This window comes from uncultured Sphingomonas sp. (assembly GCF_964244265.1).
GTDB lineage: Bacteria > Pseudomonadota > Alphaproteobacteria > Sphingomonadales > Sphingomonadaceae > Sphingomonas.
Genome location: NZ_CAXTHV010000006.1, coordinates 78064 through 94914, shown reverse-complemented (window position 1 = coordinate 94914; position 16851 = coordinate 78064). Strand labels below are relative to the sequence as shown.

Below are 16851 nucleotides of genomic sequence, written 5' to 3'. Positions count from 1 at the left end.
TGCGCCGATGGAGGGAAATGTGGCGATCGACAGTAGCTCGCTGGTGGACTGGACCGCATTCCAGCAGGCGCGCAGCGAATTGGGCGCCGGTTTCGTGCGCATCCTGGGCTATTTCCGTGAAGACGGCGTGAAGTCGGTCGCGGCGATCGAGGAAGCGATGCGTTGCGGCAATGCGGCGGCGATCGTCCTCCCCGCCCATACGCTGAAAGGCGAATCGCGTCAGTTCGGCGCCGAACCGCTCGCCACCCTGGCCGAGGCGATCGAGCAGATCGGGCGCCAGTGCGTGGAGACCCGCGATCGGCCCGACGAGGCGCTGCCCCACGTCGTCAAGCTGCGCCCGACCTTCGAGGCGACGCTGACCATGCTCGAGCGCGAAGCCAACCCGCTGGTCCCACGCCGGGGCGGCTTCGGCCGCAAGGTCGGCTGATTCGGAGTTTGTTTTGATACTCGCGGAAGAGCGAGTTTCAGCGCGGTGCCGCCTAAAACGCGCCCTCAGCACGTTTTCAACCAGACTCTCTCAGGACGCCGCTACCTCCTCGGCCGGCTTTGAATTGAGCTGGATATAATTGGCGATGCCCATCCGCCCGATCATCTCGAACTGGCGTTCGAGCGTGTCGACATGCTCCTCCTCATTGTCGAGGATGCGGCGGAACAGGTCGCGGCTGACATAGTCGCGCACGGTTTCGCAATGCTGGATCGCGTCGCGCAGGTCGGCGATCGCCTCGACCTCGAGCGCGAGGTCCGATTTCAGCACCTCCTCGACCGTTTCGCCGATCCGCAGCCGCCCGAGCAGCTGGAAATTGGGGAACCCGTCAAGGAAGAGGATGCGCTCCGACAGCCAGTCGGCGTGCTTCATCTCGTCAATCGATTCGTGCCGCTCGAACTCAGCCAGCCGACGCACGCCCCAATGATCGAGCAGACGGTAATGGAGCCAATATTGATTGATCGCGGTCAGCTCGTTCCGGAGCACGGTGTTCAGGAACTCGATGACCTTGTCGTCGCCCTTCATCCCGCGGCCCTCCTGTTCATCATCGAACTAGGGGACCGCCGCCCAATCGGCAAGGATCAAGCGGCGTCCTGGCATAAGACGGAGGACATGGCCGCGCGCTCGTCATCGATGATCGCCCGGGCAAAAGGCGCGCACTGGCCGCACCTGGGTTGACGGCCGAGCGCGCGATAGGCCTTGCACGGCGTAGCGGCGCCATTCCGGGCCGCGCCCCGAACGTCGCACTCGCGGATTGCATTGCACACGCATACCATCATCGCCGGTCATCCTCCCGACGTTCTCATGCCACTGATGCAATCGATTCGCAAGACTATTGAGAAGCAGTCGCAAACTTTCGGGACGATAATGTCCCATGCCGCGACACCCAAAGTTCACCAAAGTTCACACCCTCGCGCCGCGGGGAGCGCCGGCGCCGCCATCCAATGCGGCTCCGGCCAGGGGCTATCATGAAGGCTGCTCCGTAGGAAAGCGTGGATCCCGCCCGGACCCGCCTAGGCGATCGTGTCGCCCATCAACCTGGGAAAGAATCCTTCATGCGCGGCGCGCAGGTCGCTCAGCGGGATCGCCCAGTCGCCTTCGTCGAGCTCGAAGATCAGGCGGTCCCGGATCGTGCGGCCGATCGGATCGGCCGGCACGTCGGCGGCACCGGCACGAGTCAGGAACTCGGTCAGCGCCGCGTCCGGGACGGTAACAAGGTAGAGCCCCTGATCCTCGCCAAAGAACGATCCGGCGACGTCGAAGGGCTGCGCCTCGTTGACCATCGCGCCGATGCCGCTGGCCAGCGCCATTTCGGCGAGCGTTACCGCCATGCCGCCGTCGGACACGTCGTGGCATGCGCTGATCAGGCCGCTGCCGATCGCCGAGCGGATGAAGTCGCCGGTGCGGCGTTCGGCGCGCAGGTCGACCGGCGGTGGGGGGCCTTCCTCGCGGTGATGGACCTCGCGCAGCCAGATCGACCGGCCGAGATGGCCCCCGCGCTCGCCGACCGCGATGATCGCGTCGCCGGTGGCCTTGAAGCCGATTGTCGCCGAAATGCGGTAATCGTCGAGCAGGCCGACGCCGCCGATCGCCGGGGTCGGCAGGATCGCGCTGCTTCCTCCCGGTCCATCCGGGCCGTCGTCATTCCGGGTTTCGTTGTACAGCGAGACGTTGCCGCTCACGATCGGGAAGTCGAGCGCGGTGCATGCCGCGGCCATGCCCTCGATGCAGCCGACGAGCTGGCCCATGATCTCGGGCCGCTGCGGATCGCCGAAATTCAGGCAGTCGGTTGCCGCCAGCGGCCTGGCACCGACTGTGCAGAGATTGCGCCAGGCCTCTGCGATTGCCTGTTTTCCGCCCTCGAACGGGTCGGCGAAGCAATAGCGCGGCGTGCAGTCGGTGGTGATCGCCAGGCCCTTTTGCGTGCCATGGACGCGCACCACCGCAGCGTCGCCGCCGGGGCGCTGGACGGTGTCGCCGCCGACCATGTGGTCATATTGCTCCCAGATCCAGCGGCGCGAAGCGATGTCGGGGGAGGCGAGCAGGAGCAGCAGGTCGGCGGCGAGATCGGTGCATTCGGGTTCGTCGGCCAGCTCGGCGGGCGGCGGGGTGCGAACGAACGGGCGGTCATAGGCCGGCGCCTCGTCGGCGAGCGGGTCGAGCGGAATGTCGCAGACGGTTTCGCCGTTGAAAGTCAGCACCATGTGCCCGGTTCCTGTCACGCGGCCGATGATCGCGAAGTCGAGCTCCCATTTCCGGAAGATCGCCTCGGCAAAGCCCTCGCGGCCGGGCTTGAGGACCATGAGCATCCGCTCCTGGCTCTCGCTGAGCATCATCTCGTAGGGCGTCATCCCGGCCTCGCGGCACGGCACCGCGTCCATGTCGAGCTCGATGCCGACGCCGCCCTTCGACGCCATTTCGACCGACGAGGAGGTCAGGCCGGCGGCGCCCATGTCCTGGATCGCGACGATCGCGTCCGACGCCATGAGCTCCAGGCAGGCCTCGATCAGCAGCTTCTCGGTAAACGGGTCGCCGACCTGGACGGTGGGGCGTTTCTGTTCGCTGTCCTCGTCGAAGCTGGCCGAGGCCATCGTCGCGCCGTGGATGCCGTCGCGCCCGGTCTTCGAGCCGACATAGACGATCGCATTGCCGATGCCCGACGCGGCCGAATAGAAGATCTTCGCGGTCTCGGCGACCCCGACGGTCATCGCATTGACCAGGATGTTGCCGTCATAAGCGGGGTGGAAGTTCACCTCGCCGCCGACCGTCGGCACGCCGACGCAATTGCCATAGCCGCCGATGCCGTGGACCACGCCCGCGATCAGGTGGCGCATACCGGGATGATCGGGCCGCCCGAAGCGCAGCGCGTTCATGTTGGCGATCGGCCGCGCGCCCATCGTGAACACGTCGCGCAGGATGCCGCCGACCCCGGTCGCGGCACCCTGATAGGGCTCGATATAGGATGGGTGGTTGTGCGATTCCATCTTGAAGATCGCCGCCTGACCGTCCCCGATGTCGATCACCCCCGCATTCTCGCCGGGGCCGCAGATCACCTGGGGGCCGCTAGTCGGCAGCTTTTTCAAGTGGATGCGGCTGGATTTGTAGCTGCAATGTTCGGACCACATGACCGAGAAGATGCCGAGTTCGGTCAGGTTGGGTTCGCGTCCCATGGCGTGCAGGACGCGGTCATATTCCTCGGGCGACAGGCCGTGTTCGGCGACGATCTGGGGCGTGATCTCGGTCATGACGAGCGCATAGCGAGGCGCGGCGCGTCCGTCACGCCCGGGCCGTCGACCCTGGACTACAATATCGCGCGCACCTTTTCCGGCGGGCGGGCCAGCACGACGCCCGTGGCGGTCTCGACCAGCGGGCGTTCGATCAGCGCGGGCGCGGCGGCCATCGCGGCGAGGATCGTCTCGTCGTCGGCGCCCGTCAGCGCTCTGGCGCCCTCTTCGGCCATGCGCAGGCCCTCACGCGGCGTGATGCCGGCGCGGGCATAGAGCCCCGCCAGCGTGTCGCGCGATGGCGGCTGCTTGAGATAGTCGATTACCTCGATGTCGGCGCCCGCCTCGGCCAGGATCGCCAGCGCCTCGCGCGATTTGGAGCAGCGCGGATTGTGCCAGATCCTGGCCTTCATTTCGCCGCCCCGGTGAAATCCATGTCGGTGCGCTCGGGCCCGATCGCGGTCCAGGTCACCAGCACGACCGCGGTGATCCCCGCGACCAGCGCCAGCGCGAAGCCGAAATTGCCGTCATTCTCCCCGGCGATCCAGGCCTGCAACGGGCCGTTGCGCGACGCGATCAGGTTGCCGAGCTGATAGGCGAAGCCGGGGAACATGCCGCGCACCAGCGCCGGCGACAGCTCGTTGAGGTGGACCGGCACGATCCCCCACGCGCCCTGTACCGCGATCTGGATCAGGAACGCGCCCGCCGCCAGCATCACCGGCGTGCTGCTGAACGCCCATAACGGGATGACCGGCAGCGCCAGCAAGGCGGCGACGATGATCGCGCGCTTGCGCCCGATCCGTTCGGACCAGATGCCGAAGCCGATCCCGCCGACGATCGCGCCGACATTACCGATCATCGCCAGCAGGCCGATCGTGTGGGTATCGAACCCGTGTTGTTCCCTGAGGAACGTCGGGTACAGGTCCTGCGTGCCGTGGCTGAAGAAATTGAACGCGGTCATCAGCACGACGAGATACAGCGCGATCTTCCAGTTCCGGGCCAGTTCGGCCAGCGGATTGACCGCGGCATGCCCCCGCCGCGCCTCGAAGGCCGGGCTCTCCTCGACATGGAGGCGGATCAGGAACACCAGGATCGCCGGCAGCACGCCGACCATGAACATGCCGCGCCAGCCGATATGGTCGAACAACAGGAAATAGACCAGGCTGGCGAGGAAGAAGCCCGACGGATAGCCCGATTGCAGCAGGCCCGACACCGGGCCGCGCAGCTTGGCGGGCACGCTCTCCATCACCAGGCTGGCGCCGATCCCCCATTCGCCACCCATGGCAAAGCCGAACATCGTGCGGATCACCAGCAGGCTGGTCAGCGACCAGGCGAAGCCCGACACCAGGCTGAAGAACGAGAATAGCAGGATCACCGCCATCATCACCGGTCGCCGTCCATGGCGATCCGCCAGCCAGCCGAACACGAAGGCCCCGAACGGCCGCGCCGCCAGCGTCAGGAACGTCGCCTCCGCCACGGTCTTGACGTCGGTGCCGAAGTCTTTCGCGATCGCCGACAGCATGAACACGAGCAGGAAGAAATCGAACGCATCGAGCGTCCAGCCGAGATAGCTCGCCCAGATCGACGCGCGCTGCGCCTTGGTGAGCTGTTGCAGGTCGCCGATCATCGATGTCCCCCTTGACCGGCGATCATGGTCAACCCCCGGCGATGCGGCAACCCCCGATCATTCTTCCTCCTCCTCGCCCGCCAGCCACTGCTCCAGCCATTTGATCGTATAGTCGCCGCGCTGGAAATCGGGGTCCTCGATCAGCGCCTGGTGGAGCGGGATGGTGGTCTTCATCCCCTCGATCACGAACTCCTCTAGAGCGCGGCGCAGGCGGCGGATCGCCCCGGCGCGGGTGGTGCCATAGACGATCAGCTTGGCGATCATGCTGTCGTAATAAGGCGGCACCCGATAACCGGCGTAAAGGCCGCTATCGACGCGGACGTTCATGCCGCCGGGCGCGTGATATTGCGTCACTAGGCCAGGCGAGGGGGCGAAGGTTCGCGGATCCTCGGCGTTGATGCGGCATTCGATCGCGTGGCCGCGGAACTCCACGTCCTGCTGGCGAAGCGTCAGCGGGTGCCCCTCGGCAATGCGGATCTGCTCGCGGACCAGGTCGAGCCCGGTGATCGCCTCGGTCACCGGATGCTCGACCTGGAGGCGGGTGTTCATTTCGATGAAGTAGAAGTCGCCGTCTTCCCACAGGAACTCGATCGTCCCCGCGCCGCGATAGGCCATGTCGGCCATCGCACGCGCGACGATGCCGCCCATCCGCGCGCGTTCCTCGGGGGTGATGACGGACGACGGCGCCTCTTCCAGCACCTTCTGGTGCCGGCGCTGGAGCGAGCAGTCGCGCTCGCCGAGGTGGATCGCCTGGCCCTTGCCGTCGCCGAACACCTGGAACTCGATATGGCGCGGATTGCCGAGATATTTTTCGAGATAGACGGTGGCGTCGCCGAATGCGGCCTTCGCCTCGCTGCCCGCCTGCTGCATCTGGGTTTCGAGCGCGTCGGGGTCGCCGACCACCTTCATGCCGCGCCCGCCGCCGCCCGATGCCGCCTTGATGATTACCGGATAGCCGATCCGCGCGGCGATCGCCCTGGCCTCGGCAAGGTCGCCGATCGCCCCGTCTGAGCCCGGCACCAACGGCAGGCCGAGCGCGCCCGCGGTGCGCTTGGCCGCCACCTTGTCGCCCATGGTGCGGATGTGTTCGGGCTTGGGCCCGACGAACAGCAGGCCGTGCGCCTCGACGATCTCGGCGAACCGGGCATTCTCGCTCAGGAAGCCATAGCCGGGATGCACCGCGTCGGCGCCGCTGATCTCGGCGGCCGAGATGATGTTGGCGACGTTGAGGTACGATTCGCTCGCCGGCGGCGGGCCGATGCAGATCGCTTCGTCGGCGAGGCGCACGTGCATCGCGTCGGTATCGGCGGTCGAATGCACAGCGACCGTCCGGATACCCATTTCGTGGCACGCGCGGTGGATGCGCAACGCGATCTCGCCGCGGTTGGCGATCAAAAGCTTCTTGATGTCAGGCATTATCTTGTTCCGTCGCGGTGCCAGTCCGCTCCCCCGTCCGGCCGCAGCGCCGAACGGCGCTCATTCAACGACGACCAGCGGCTGGTCGAATTCGACCGGCTGGCCATTGTCGATCAGGATCGCAGCGACGGTGCCGGCGGACGGCGCGAGGATCGGGTTCATCACCTTCATCGCCTCGACGATGACGAGCGTATCGCCGGCCGCCACCTTCTGCCCGACGGCGACAAACGGCCGGGCCTCGGGCGTGGCGGCGAGATAGGCGGTGCCGACCATCGGCGACCTGACCGCATTGGCCAGGCTCGGCGGGGCGGGCGGGGCGTCGACAGGCGGCGGCGCTGTCGGCAAGGTGGCGACAGCGGGCGCGCTCGCGACGATGGCGGCCGGCGCCGGCGCGGCGGCCGGCGCGCGCGCGACGCGGATGCGGCGGTTGCCGTCCTCGACCTCGATCTCGCTCAGATTGGTTTCGTCGAGCATCGTCGCCAGCTGGCGGACCAGCTCGACATCGACGCGCATTGCCCCCGCGTTTTCCGTCTCTTCTGCCATGCAATCCTTCTAACAGCCCCGGGTGGGCGCGCCGTGTGTCAGAGACGGGCGGCCGCTTCAAGCGCGAGCATATAGGACAGCGTGCCGAAACCCGAAATGGTTCCGCGCGCGGCACGACCGACGAAGCTCTGGTGACGAAACGAGTCGCGCGCCAGCGGGTTGGAAAGATGCACCTCGATCACCGGCGTGGCGATCGAGCGGATCGCGTCGTACAGCGCGATCGAGCTGTGGGTAAACGCACCGGCGTTGAGCAGCACCGCCTTCGCGCCGCCCCCCTGCGCCTCGTGCAGCCAATCGATCAGATGCCCCTCATGGTTCGACTGGCGCAAATCGATGGCAAGGCCCAGGTCGCGCGCGCGATCCTCCAGCTTGCCGGCAATGTCGTCGAGCGTGTCGGAGCCGTAAATGTCGGGTTCGCGCATTCCCAGCAGGTTGAGGTTGGGTCCGTTCAGGACAAAGATCGTGTCGGTCAACGCTGGCCTTTCGGTTGTGGCGCGAACGGTCGCGTCCCTATATCGCGATTCGTCATGAATACCACGCACGCCGACGGCACCATCTCGATCACGCTCAATGGCGAGCACAAGCGCGTCCATGCCGGGCTGACCATCGCCGCGCTGGCGCGCGAGCTCGGGCTGATGACGGAAAAGGTCGCGGTCGAGCGCAACCTGGAGATCGTGCCGCGCTCGACGCTCGACCATGTCATGGTCGAGGATGGCGACGAACTGGAGATCGTCCATTTCGTCGGCGGCGGCGATCACGCCGCGGCGGTGGATGCCGACACCTGGACCGTTGCCGGCCGTACCTTTCGCTCGCGGCTGATCGTCGGCACCGGCAAGTACAAGGATTTCGCGCAGAATGCCGCAGCGGTCGCGGCATCCGGAGCGGAGATCGTCACCGTCGCGGTGCGCCGCGTCAACATCAGCGATCGCGCCGCGCCGATGCTGACCGACTTCATCGACCCTGAAAAGATCACCTATCTGCCCAACACCGCCGGCTGCTTCGACGCCGAATCGGCGGTCCGCACGCTGCGCCTGGCGCGTGAGGCGGGGGGCTGGGACCTGGTCAAGCTGGAAGTGCTGGGCGAGGCGCGGACGCTGTACCCCGACATGCGCGAGACGCTGAAGGCGACCGAGACGCTGGTCCGCGACGGCTTCAAGCCGATGGTCTATTGCGTCGACGATCCGATCGCCGCCAAGCAGCTGGAGGAGGCCGGCGCGGTTGCGATCATGCCGGTTGGCGCGCCGATCGGGTCGGGGCTGGGCATCCAGAACCGGGTGACCATCCGGCTGATCGTCGAAGGCGCCAGGGTGCCGGTGCTGGTCGATGCCGGGGTCGGCACCGCATCCGACGCCGCCGTGGCGATGGAGCTGGGCTGCGACGGAGTGTTGATGAACACCGCGATCGCCGAGGCGCGCGATCCGATCGCGATGGCGGCGGCGATGAAGCTGGCGGTCGAGAGCGGGCGGCTGGCCTATCGCGCCGGGCGGATGGGGCGCCGGATGTACGCCGATCCCTCCAGCCCGCTTGCCGGCCTGATCTGATGACCCGGGCGCTGCGTCGATCTCTCCTGCCTGCTGTCTGCCTGCTGGCGATGGTCGGGTGCCGATCCAATTCGCCGATCGAAGACGGCGCCAGCGGCAACGCCACCGTCGTCGCCACCAACACCGCGCCGCGTGGCGAGCCGGTGCAGTTCAGGGCGGCGGACGGCGCGACGGTGTTCGCCGCTTATTACCCGGTCGCCAATCCCAAGGCGCTGATCCTGCTGTTTCACCAGGCCGATTCGTCGAAGGACGAATATGCCGCGATCGCGCCGCAGCTGAACCGGGAGGGCTATGCCGCGCTGGCGGTCGATCAGCGCGCCGGCGGCAAGATGTACGGCACCAACCAGACCGCCGCCGCCGTCGCCGCCAAGGGCGGGGAGAGGCCCGATTACCTGTCCGCGCTGGCGGACGTGGGCGGTGCGATCACCTGGGCCAGGGCAAGGCAGCTGCCGATCATCCTGTGGGGATCGAGCTATTCGGCCAGTCTGGTGTTCATGGCCGCGCCCCAGGCCGGCGACCAGCTGAAGGGCGTCGTCGCCTTTTCTCCCGGCGAATATTTCAGCGACAAGCTGATGGTCGAGCGCCTGGCGGCCAAGGTCGACGTGCCGGTATTCGTCGACCAGGCCAACGATGTCGGCGAGATCGCCGAGGCTAAAGCGATCGTCAAGGCGACCGCCAGCGTCGACCGCCAGCAATATATCCCGCGATCGGGCATCCACGGTTCCTCGACGTTGAACGCAACGCGCAACCCGGCCGGCGCCGACGAGAATTGGCGCGCGCTGCTGGCGTTCCTCAAACGCATCGCGCCGTGATGGCGGAACCCGGATCGCGGACAGTCGTTTCAACAAGCAGGTTATGTAGAGCGTCCGATTCCGGCCGCACCGAACATAGAGGAGCTTTCCATGGGCGAGCTGACCGACAAGATCAAAGGCAATGTCAACGAGGCGTTGGGCAAGGCAAAGCAGAACAGCGACAATCCCGCCAAGCGCGAAGAGGGCGCCGGCCAGGAAGTCAAGGGCAAGGCGCAGCAGTTGGCCGGCAAGGTCAAGGGCACGCTGGGCGACGATATCTGATCGCCGATCGAGTTGCGCCGTAAGCCGGCGGGAACAGGGTCGCTCCGGCATCGGTGCGGCCCTTTTTTTTTGGGGCGGCCGGACGGACGCCGATGATTGCCGGTGGCGGCAGCAAAGCCGGCAATTGGGCCGCTTGACCGACCCTCAACCCTTTGCCTAATCCGCGATGTCCAAGCCAAGGAAGTCGCGATGAACAAGCATTCCCTACGATGCGGCCGTCGCGATCGACAGACCGCCGGTCGATGGGATCGTGTCGGCGCGAACCGGCTTGCCGTCCTCGCGCTGGCCGTCGGTGTCATGGCCCTGAACGGATGCGCGACGACCGCGACGCCGGCGCCGGTCGTTGCCGCCGTTCCCGCGGCGCCCGTCGGGGTGCCGCCGGGCATGCAGTTCCTCTATGGCTCCGGGGAGGCCGCAGCGCTCAGCTATCAGGCCTATCAGGCGCTGGCCGCGACGATTATTGCGCGGGCGGCCGACCGCCGGCTGGGCCGCCCGGTGCCGTCGGTCGTGCTGGCGGCGGGCGCGACGCTGGAGGCGCCGGTGTTCGCGCCGTGCGGCGACCGGCCGCTGGCGGTGGTGTTCGACGTCGACGAGACCGCGTTGCTCAACCTGGGGTTCGAGGCGTCGGAGGCGCAGCGCGCCGGCCCCTATGACCAGTCGCGCTGGGAACGGTGGGAGCGCACCGGTGCCGCCGCGGTAATCGCCACGCCGGGCATGGCCGAGGTCGCGCGCGCGGCGCGTGACGCCGGGGTGACGATGGTGTTCAACACCAACCGCATGGCGGCGAATGCTGCGCAGACCGAGCTGGCGTTGACCGGCGCGGGGCTGGGGCCCGTCGCGCACGGCCGCAACCTGTGGCTGCAGGGCGATGCCGGTCCGGGCAGCGGCAAGGACGCGCGGCGCTGGGCGATCGCCGCGCTTTATTGCGTCGTCGCGATGGCCGGCGACCAGCTCGGCGACTTCAGCGACCTGTTCAATGCCGGCAATCCGCCGCCTGCGATACGCCGCGCGCTGACCGCGTCCGGCGGGGTCAGGTCGCTATGGGGCAGCGGCTGGTTCATCCTGCCCAACCCCGTTTATGGCACCGGGCTGAAGGGGAGCCTTGACCAGGTCTTCCCCGCCGACCGGCGCTGGACCGATCCCGGGCCGGACCCCGCGCCCGCGCCGAAGCCGGCGGCGCCGTGACCGACCCGCCGGTCCCGATCGATCTGGCCCCCCATGCCGACCTCATCGCGGGGTCGCGCGAGTTCCTGCGGGTGTGGGCGATGGAGGATGGGCCGGTCACCTGCTTCATGAACCCGATGCCGATCGGACCCGATCCGGTCGGCTATGGCATCGCCCTGGTCGACTGTATCCGTCACGGCGCCGATGCCTATGCCCAGGCCCTTGACATTCCGGTCGACGAGGCGCTTGCCCGCATCTGGGAAGGCGTCGATGCCGAACGCGCCTTTCCAACCGATCCGGCCGAGCCGGTCGGTTTGCCGCACCGCCGCTGATCCGCCATAGCGAGCGATGCGGAAGATATTGCGCCATGTCGCGCTGCTCATCGCAGCGTCGCTCGTCACGCTGGGCATCGCGGTCGCGACGGTGTCCCCGCCCGGTTTGCTGAGCTTCCTCGACGGCGTGTCGGGCGGTGGACGCGGGACGGCTCGGGCCGGCGCGGGGGTCGCGTTCGGGACCAAGGGGCAGCGGCTCGACGTCTGGCGCCCCGCGGACAAACGGCCGCGGCATCTGCCCGTGGTGATCTTCTGGTATGGCGGCGGGTGGGTGAAGGGCGATCGGGCCGCCTATGCCTTTGCCGCGCGGGCCTATGCCAAAGCGGGGTTCGTCGTGGTGATGCCCGATTACCGCAAGGTGCCCGGGGTGCGCTTCCCCGCCTTTGTCCAGGACGGCGCGCAGGCGGTGAAATGGACCCGTGACCATATCGCCGCGTTCGGCGGCGATCCCGGCCGCATCGCGCTCGTCGGGCATTCGGCGGGCGCCTATACCGTGGCGATGCTTGCGCTCGATCCGCGGTGGCTGCGCGCGGAAGGCGTCGATCCCCGGATCGTCAAGGCGGCGGTCGGGTTGTCGGGACCCTATGATTTCTACCCGTTCGACGCCAGGCGCGCGGTCGATGCGATGGCCGGCGTCCGCGATCCCGCCTTTACCCAGCCGATCAATTTCGCGCGCGCCGCCGCGCCGCCGATGCTGCTGGTCACCTCGACCCGCGACACCGAGGTGCGGCCGAGGAATGCCATCAACCTGGCCCGGCGGCTGCGCGCGCTTGGCAGCCCGGTGACGCTGATCGACTATGCCGGGCTGACGCACGAGGAGGTCGCCATGGCGCTGTCGCTGCCGTTCCGCGGCAAGGCGCCGGTGCTGGCCGACAGCGTGGCCTTCATCCGCCGGATGGCGCGATAGCCGGTGCGTGCCGCCGATTAGGCTTGCGGTGAAGCAACAAGCGATTACCGCGCGCGGATGGCTTCGCGTCCGCTCACGCTGTACGAAAAGATCTGGGACACGCACGTCGTCGAGCGCCGCGACGACGGCACCTGCCTGATCTATGTCGACCGCCACCTGGTCCATGAAGTGACCAGCCCGCAGGCGTTCGAAGGGCTGCGCGCCGCCGGCCGGCGGGTGCGACGGCCCGATCTGACGCTGGCGGTGCCCGACCACAACCTGCCGACGACACCGCGCGTCGATGCCGCCGGCGTCCCGATCCCGATTGCGGATGCGCAAAGCGCGACTCAGCTCGACGCGTTACGCCGCAACGTCGCCGAGTTCGGGGTGCCCTATATCGATGCGCTCGCCGCCGAACAGGGGATCGTCCATGTCGTCGGCCCTGAACAGGGCTTCACCCTGCCCGGCACGACGCTCGTCTGCGGTGACAGCCATACTTCGGCGCACGGCGCGCTGGGCGCGCTGGCGTTCGGCATCGGCACGTCGGAGGTCGAGCATGTGCTCGCCACCCAGACGCTGCTGCTCCAGCAGTTGAAGACGATGGACGTCCGGGTCGAGGGCAGCCTGGGCTTCGGCGTGTCCGCCAAGGACGTCGTGCTGGCGATCATCGGCCGGATCGGCGCGGCCGGCGGCACCGGCCATGTCATCGAATTCACCGGGGACACGATCCGCGCGCTGTCGATCGAGGGGCGTTTGACGATTGCCAACATGTCGATCGAGGCGGGCGCGCGCGCCGGGCTGATCGCCCCCGACGAGAGCACCTTTGCTTATCTGAAAGGACGCCCGCTGGCGCCCGCCGGCGAGGATTGGGCGCGCGCGGTCGCCTGGTGGCGGACATTGCCGAGCGACCACGGCGCGCGCTTCGACGCGACCGTGCGGCTGGCGGCGAGCGACATCGCGCCGACGCTGACCTGGGGCACCAGTCCCGAAGACGTCGTGCCGATCACCGGCCGCGTGCCCGATCCCGACAGCTTTGCCGATCCGTCGAAACGCGAGGCCGCGCGGCGGTCGCTCGATTACATGGGGCTGGCGCCGGGCACCGCGATGCAGGACGTCGCGGTCGAGCACGTCTTCATCGGCAGCTGCACCAACAGCCGGATCGAGGATTTGCGCGCCGCCGCGGCGATCGCCAACGGCCGTCATGTCGCCGACGGCGTGCGCGCCCTGGTCGTGCCCGGATCGGGGCTGGTCAAGCGTCAGGCCGAGCGCGAGGGGCTCGACCGCATCTTCGCCGCGGCCGGGTTCGAATGGCGCGAGCCCGGCTGTTCGATGTGCCTGGCGATGAATCCGGACAAAGTGCCGCCGGGTCAACGTTGTGCTTCCACTTCGAACCGTAATTTCGTAGGGCGCCAGGGTCCGGGGGCAAGAACACATCTGCTGTCCCCGGCAATGGCGGCGGCGGCGGCGGTGACGGGACGGCTGACCGACGTTCGGGACTTGATGGGGGCGGATTGATGCGACGGGCGCTGGCATTGCTGATTGCGGGATCGATCCTCAGCGGCATCGCCGCCTATGCCGCGATGGCGACCCCCGCCGAGCCGGCAATGGCGGCCAGGCGCTGAGCGCAGGAATGCGCGCGATCAGTATTGTCACGGGCGGCGCCTATCCGTGGGGCGCCAAGAACGTCGACACCGACGTCATCATCCCCGCGCACTGGCTCAAGACGATCAGCCGCGCCGGGCTCGGCAGGGGCGCGTTCGAGACGGTGCGCGCGCAGCCGGGCAACATCTTCGATGACCCGCTTTATGCCGGCAGCCCGATCCTGATCGCCGGCGACAATTTCGGCTGCGGCTCCAGCCGGGAACACGCCGCCTGGGCGTTGACCGAAATCGGCATCAGCGTGGTGATCGCACCGAGCTTTTCGGACATCTTCTCGGGCAATGCGATCAAGAACGGCATCGTCCCGGTGGTCCTGCCCCAGGCAGCGATCGACCGGCTGATCGAGGTCGCCGCGACCGATCCGATAACCGTCGACCTGGGGACGATGACCGTCACCACGCCGTTCCAGGACCGCTTCGCCTTCGCGCTCGATCCGTTCCGCCGCCAATGCCTGATCGAGGGGCTAGACGAGATCGGCCTGACGCTGGCGCGCGACGCGGCGATCGCGCGGTATGAAACGCTGGCCGCCGCGGCCATGCCATGGCTCGCGGTGCAGCCGGCTGCCGCCTGATCGCGTGACGGCGACCGGCTGACGGTTGCGGACGCCCCGCCGCCGGCTTATCTCGTGGCGACGATCATCACCGCCGGGAGCGACCATGACCACCTTCAACGACCGCGAGCGCGCTTTCGAGACCAAGTTCGCGCGTGACGAGGAGATGGTGTTTCGCGTCACCGCGCGGCGTAACCGCCTGCTCGGCCAATGGGCGGCGGGGTTGATGAAGCTGACCCCGGAGGAGACCGACGGCTATGCCAAGGCGGTGGTCCAGGCCGATTTCGAGGAAGCCGGCGACGAGGATGTGGTGCGCAAGCTGCTGGGCGACCTGACCGCCGCCGGGGTGGACATTGACGAGGCGCAGGTCCGCGCCGCGATCGAGACGCAGATGATCGAGGCGCGGCGCCAGATGCTGGAAGCCAAGTAAAGATGGCGATGGCCGCGACCGATATCGAGGCGCTGATCGTGGCCGGCATCCCCGATGCCATGGTCGTGATCACCGACCTGGCCGGGGATGGCAATCATTATGCCGCGCGCGTCGTCGCCGAAAGCTTTCGCGGCGTGTCGCGCGTCGAGTGCACGCGCCGCGTCTATGGCGCGCTCGGCGGCCGGATGGGGGGCGAGCTCCATGCCCTGCAACTGACCACCGGGGTTCCCTGATAGGAGAGATGATGTGACCGACGATTCGCAGACACGCATTGCCGACCTGGTCGGCAAGAGCGACGTACTGCTGTTCATGAAGGGCAGTCCCCTGTTCCCGCAATGCGGCTTTTCCAGCCGGGCGATCGCGATTCTCGATCATCTGGGCGTCGCCTATGACAGCGTCGACGTGCTCCAGGACCAGGAAGTCCGCCAGGGGATCAAGGCGTTCTCCGACTGGCCGACCATCCCCCAGCTCTACGTCAAGGGCGAGTTCGTCGGCGGCTCCGACATCATGATGGAGATGTACGAGACGGGGGAGCTGGCGCAGCTGATGAAGGAACAGGGCTTCACCGCCGGCGCCTGAGCCGGCAATGGCAAGCGAGCGGCCCCTGCTGCTGTGCGACCTGACCCAGAGCTATTCGCCGGCGGGGGGCGGCGGGATCAGCACCTATCTCCGCGAGAAACGCGACCACGTCCTGGCGCGTACCCCGCACCACCTGCTCCAGATCGTGCCCGGCCCGGCGGACCGGATCATCGTCGACGGGCGTCATATCTTTGCCGAGGTCGGCGCCGGCCCGGTCCGCGGCAGCCCCAATTACCGGTTCATCCTGCGTACCGGGATCGTCCGCGACATCCTGGCTCGATACCGTCCCGACATCATCGAATCCTTGTGCCCGTGGGTGCTGCCCTGGACCGCGATCCGGCATCGGCGCCGTTTTCCGCAGACGACCCTGGTGGCGGGATTTCGCACCGATTTTCCCAACGCGCATGTCTATCGCGTCGCGCGCCAGCTGTTCGGCGAGGCGATCGGGCGCGGCTTCCGATGGCTGAGCCATGGCTATGCCGAGATCACCTATCGTGAATTCGACTGGGTCTATACCCTGGGCGAAGATGCGCGGGCGGCGCTGGCGCGGCACGGGGTGCAGCGGACCGATGTCCTGCCGCTGGGCGTCGATCTCGACCTCTTCACGCCCAACGCGCGCGATCCGGGCTATCGGCGCGATTTGGGGCTGGCGGGCGAGGGGCCGCTGCTCGTCTATGCCGGGCGGCTGGACAACGAGAAGCGCGCCGACCGGCTGATCGCCATGTTCCGCCGCTTACCGCGCGACTTGGGCGCGGCAATGGTGATGATCGGCGACGGCAAGCTCCGTGACCGGCTGGTCGCTGACGCGCGCGGCCTGGCGATCGCCTTTCCGGGGTTCCTGCGCGACCGCGCGGCGCTCGCCCGTGCGCTGGCGTCGTCCGACCTCTACGTCTCGGCGATGGCCGACGAGACGTTCGGCATTTCCGTGCTGGAGGCGCAGGCGTGCGGCCTGCCCGTCATCGGCGTCGCCAGCGGGGCGATGCCCGAGCGGGTCCACCCCCGGCTGGGCTTGCTGGGGCCGGTCGACGACATGGCCGTGATGGCGGAGAACGTCGTCCGATTATGGCAAGCGGATCATGCCGCGATCGGGCACGCCGCGCGCGATCATGTCGCCGCCAATTTCACTTGGCGCGCGACGTTCGATGGTCTGCTGGACCACACCTATCCCAGGGCGATGGCGCATGCCGCCGGGCGCGCGGCGTCGGGCAAGGGGTGGCGTTTCAAGGAAGGAATGGATGAAGCGGGCGGGAAGAGCCGGGTGAGGACGGGCCGGCGCAACTGGGGGGAGCAGCCGGCCCGTCCTGCTGAAGCGGGGGGACCGCTCGGGCATCGTGAATAGTGCA

General features: G+C 67.8%; 21 protein-coding genes. 13 read left to right on the top strand and 8 right to left on the bottom strand.

The features are described 5' to 3' along the window. The first annotated feature begins 19 nt into the window (after positions 1-19). Positions 20-427, top strand: a complete 408-nt coding sequence (locus tag ACFE7K_RS03935; protein WP_375396857.1) for an Hpt domain-containing protein — start codon at positions 20-22, stop codon at positions 425-427. Positions 428-517: 90 nt separating this feature from the next. On the opposite strand, the gene bfr is transcribed toward ACFE7K_RS03935, so the two are convergent. The 8 genes from bfr to aroQ all read right to left on the bottom strand — a co-directional run bounded on the left by bfr (position 518) and on the right by aroQ (position 7767). Beyond that, the gene (gene bfr, locus ACFE7K_RS03930; RefSeq protein WP_375396856.1) at positions 518-1009 is read right to left on the bottom strand and encodes a bacterioferritin; all 492 of its coding nucleotides are present in this window, start codon (positions 1007-1009) and stop codon (positions 518-520) included. Between the two features lie 56 nt (positions 1010-1065). After that, entirely contained in the window at positions 1066-1260 is a 195-nt protein-coding gene (locus ACFE7K_RS03925) for a bacterioferritin-associated ferredoxin (protein WP_375396881.1), read from the bottom strand. A 237-nt stretch (positions 1261-1497) separates the two neighbouring features. Next, complete coding sequence (gene purL, locus ACFE7K_RS03920; RefSeq protein WP_375396855.1) at positions 1498-3729, bottom strand: phosphoribosylformylglycinamidine synthase subunit PurL; 2232 nt, start codon at positions 3727-3729, stop codon at positions 1498-1500. Positions 3730-3785: 56 nt separating this feature from the next. Then, positions 3786-4121: an ArsC/Spx/MgsR family protein gene (locus ACFE7K_RS03915; RefSeq protein ID WP_375396854.1), complete on the bottom strand. Its 336-nt coding sequence runs from the start codon at positions 4119-4121 to the stop codon at positions 3786-3788. Next, complete coding sequence (locus ACFE7K_RS03910) at positions 4118-5335, bottom strand: MFS transporter (protein WP_375396853.1); 1218 nt, start codon at positions 5333-5335, stop codon at positions 4118-4120. Before ACFE7K_RS03910 ends, ACFE7K_RS03915 begins: the two co-directional genes overlap by 4 nt. Before the next feature lie 57 nt (positions 5336-5392). After that, positions 5393-6751, bottom strand: a complete 1359-nt coding sequence (accC, locus tag ACFE7K_RS03905) for an acetyl-CoA carboxylase biotin carboxylase subunit (protein ID WP_375396852.1) — start codon at positions 6749-6751, stop codon at positions 5393-5395. Positions 6752-6811: 60 nt separating this feature from the next. Then, positions 6812-7294: an acetyl-CoA carboxylase biotin carboxyl carrier protein gene (accB, locus tag ACFE7K_RS03900; protein ID WP_375396851.1), complete on the bottom strand. Its 483-nt coding sequence runs from the start codon at positions 7292-7294 to the stop codon at positions 6812-6814. A 38-nt stretch (positions 7295-7332) separates the two neighbouring features. Beyond that, the gene (gene aroQ, locus ACFE7K_RS03895; RefSeq protein WP_375396850.1) at positions 7333-7767 is read right to left on the bottom strand and encodes a type II 3-dehydroquinate dehydratase; all 435 of its coding nucleotides are present in this window, start codon (positions 7765-7767) and stop codon (positions 7333-7335) included. Between the two features lie 54 nt (positions 7768-7821). Here aroQ and thiS point away from each other — a divergent pair, with 54 nt between their 5' ends. The 12 genes from thiS (at position 7822) to ACFE7K_RS03835 (ending at position 16847) form a co-directional block, all read left to right on the top strand. After that, positions 7822-8835, top strand: coding sequence for a sulfur carrier protein ThiS (gene thiS, locus ACFE7K_RS03890; protein WP_375396849.1), 1014 nt, complete (start codon positions 7822-7824; stop codon positions 8833-8835). Continuing rightward, on the top strand, positions 8835-9647 hold the full coding sequence (locus ACFE7K_RS03885) for an alpha/beta hydrolase (protein ID WP_375396848.1): 813 nt from the start codon (positions 8835-8837) through the stop codon (positions 9645-9647). Before thiS ends, ACFE7K_RS03885 begins: the two co-directional genes overlap by 1 nt. Positions 9648-9737: 90 nt before the next feature. Beyond that, on the top strand, positions 9738-9908 hold the full coding sequence (locus ACFE7K_RS03880; RefSeq protein WP_375396847.1) for a CsbD family protein: 171 nt from the start codon (positions 9738-9740) through the stop codon (positions 9906-9908). A 297-nt stretch (positions 9909-10205) separates the two neighbouring features. After that, entirely contained in the window at positions 10206-11093 is an 888-nt protein-coding gene (locus ACFE7K_RS03875; RefSeq protein WP_375396880.1) for an HAD family acid phosphatase, read from the top strand. Next, the gene (locus ACFE7K_RS03870) at positions 11090-11404 is read left to right on the top strand and encodes a DUF5076 domain-containing protein (RefSeq protein WP_375396846.1); all 315 of its coding nucleotides are present in this window, start codon (positions 11090-11092) and stop codon (positions 11402-11404) included. Before ACFE7K_RS03875 ends, ACFE7K_RS03870 begins: the two co-directional genes overlap by 4 nt. Before the next feature lie 16 nt (positions 11405-11420). Next, a complete protein-coding gene (locus ACFE7K_RS03865; RefSeq protein ID WP_375396845.1) occupies positions 11421-12311 on the top strand; it encodes an alpha/beta hydrolase in 891 nt (296 codons plus the stop codon). Between the two features lie 57 nt (positions 12312-12368). Next, positions 12369-13805, top strand: a complete 1437-nt coding sequence (leuC, locus tag ACFE7K_RS03860) for a 3-isopropylmalate dehydratase large subunit (protein ID WP_375396844.1) — start codon at positions 12369-12371, stop codon at positions 13803-13805. Between the two features lie 115 nt (positions 13806-13920). Beyond that, a complete protein-coding gene (leuD, locus tag ACFE7K_RS03855) occupies positions 13921-14520 on the top strand; it encodes a 3-isopropylmalate dehydratase small subunit (protein WP_375396843.1) in 600 nt (199 codons plus the stop codon). Positions 14521-14605: 85 nt separating this feature from the next. Beyond that, positions 14606-14929 carry a DUF1476 domain-containing protein gene (locus ACFE7K_RS03850; protein ID WP_375396842.1) on the top strand — a complete coding sequence of 108 codons (324 nt, stop codon included), beginning with the start codon at positions 14606-14608 and terminating at the stop codon, positions 14927-14929. Between the two features lie 2 nt (positions 14930-14931). Beyond that, positions 14932-15162, top strand: coding sequence for a BolA/IbaG family iron-sulfur metabolism protein (locus ACFE7K_RS03845; RefSeq protein WP_375396841.1), 231 nt, complete (start codon positions 14932-14934; stop codon positions 15160-15162). A gap of 13 nt (positions 15163-15175) precedes the next feature. Then, a complete protein-coding gene (gene grxD, locus ACFE7K_RS03840) occupies positions 15176-15508 on the top strand; it encodes a Grx4 family monothiol glutaredoxin (RefSeq protein WP_375396840.1) in 333 nt (110 codons plus the stop codon). Between the two features lie 7 nt (positions 15509-15515). Then, positions 15516-16847: a glycosyltransferase gene (locus ACFE7K_RS03835; RefSeq protein WP_375396839.1), complete on the top strand. Its 1332-nt coding sequence runs from the start codon at positions 15516-15518 to the stop codon at positions 16845-16847. Positions 16848-16851 lie beyond the last annotated feature (4 nt).

What these genes read in the sequence shown, in the direction of transcription:
- bfr (WP_375396856.1), bottom strand. Translation starts at nt 1,009, where the DNA reads ATGAAGGGCGACGACAAGGTCATCGAGTTCCTGAACACCGTGCTCCGG.
- ACFE7K_RS03925 (WP_375396881.1), bottom strand. Translation starts at nt 1,260, where the DNA reads ATGGTATGCGTGTGCAATGCAATCCGCGAGTGCGACGTTCGGGGCGCG.
- purL (WP_375396855.1), bottom strand. Translation starts at nt 3,729, where the DNA reads ATGACCGAGATCACGCCCCAGATCGTCGCCGAACACGGCCTGTCGCCC.
- ACFE7K_RS03915 (WP_375396854.1), bottom strand. Translation starts at nt 4,121, where the DNA reads ATGAAGGCCAGGATCTGGCACAATCCGCGCTGCTCCAAATCGCGCGAG.
- ACFE7K_RS03910 (WP_375396853.1), bottom strand. Translation starts at nt 5,335, where the DNA reads ATGATCGGCGACCTGCAACAGCTCACCAAGGCGCAGCGCGCGTCGATC.
- accC (WP_375396852.1), bottom strand. Translation starts at nt 6,751, where the DNA reads ATGCCTGACATCAAGAAGCTTTTGATCGCCAACCGCGGCGAGATCGCG.
- accB (WP_375396851.1), bottom strand. Translation starts at nt 7,294, where the DNA reads ATGGCAGAAGAGACGGAAAACGCGGGGGCAATGCGCGTCGATGTCGAG.
- thiS (WP_375396849.1), top strand. Translation starts at nt 7,822, where the DNA reads ATGAATACCACGCACGCCGACGGCACCATCTCGATCACGCTCAATGGC.
- ACFE7K_RS03885 (WP_375396848.1), top strand. Translation starts at nt 8,835, where the DNA reads ATGACCCGGGCGCTGCGTCGATCTCTCCTGCCTGCTGTCTGCCTGCTG.
- ACFE7K_RS03880 (WP_375396847.1), top strand. Translation starts at nt 9,738, where the DNA reads ATGGGCGAGCTGACCGACAAGATCAAAGGCAATGTCAACGAGGCGTTG.
- ACFE7K_RS03875 (WP_375396880.1), top strand. Translation starts at nt 10,206, where the DNA reads ATGGCCCTGAACGGATGCGCGACGACCGCGACGCCGGCGCCGGTCGTT.
- ACFE7K_RS03865 (WP_375396845.1), top strand. Translation starts at nt 11,421, where the DNA reads ATGCGGAAGATATTGCGCCATGTCGCGCTGCTCATCGCAGCGTCGCTC.
- leuC (WP_375396844.1), top strand. Translation starts at nt 12,369, where the DNA reads ATGGCTTCGCGTCCGCTCACGCTGTACGAAAAGATCTGGGACACGCAC.
- leuD (WP_375396843.1), top strand. Translation starts at nt 13,921, where the DNA reads ATGCGCGCGATCAGTATTGTCACGGGCGGCGCCTATCCGTGGGGCGCC.
- ACFE7K_RS03850 (WP_375396842.1), top strand. Translation starts at nt 14,606, where the DNA reads ATGACCACCTTCAACGACCGCGAGCGCGCTTTCGAGACCAAGTTCGCG.
- ACFE7K_RS03845 (WP_375396841.1), top strand. Translation starts at nt 14,932, where the DNA reads ATGGCGATGGCCGCGACCGATATCGAGGCGCTGATCGTGGCCGGCATC.
- ACFE7K_RS03835 (WP_375396839.1), top strand. Translation starts at nt 15,516, where the DNA reads ATGGCAAGCGAGCGGCCCCTGCTGCTGTGCGACCTGACCCAGAGCTAT.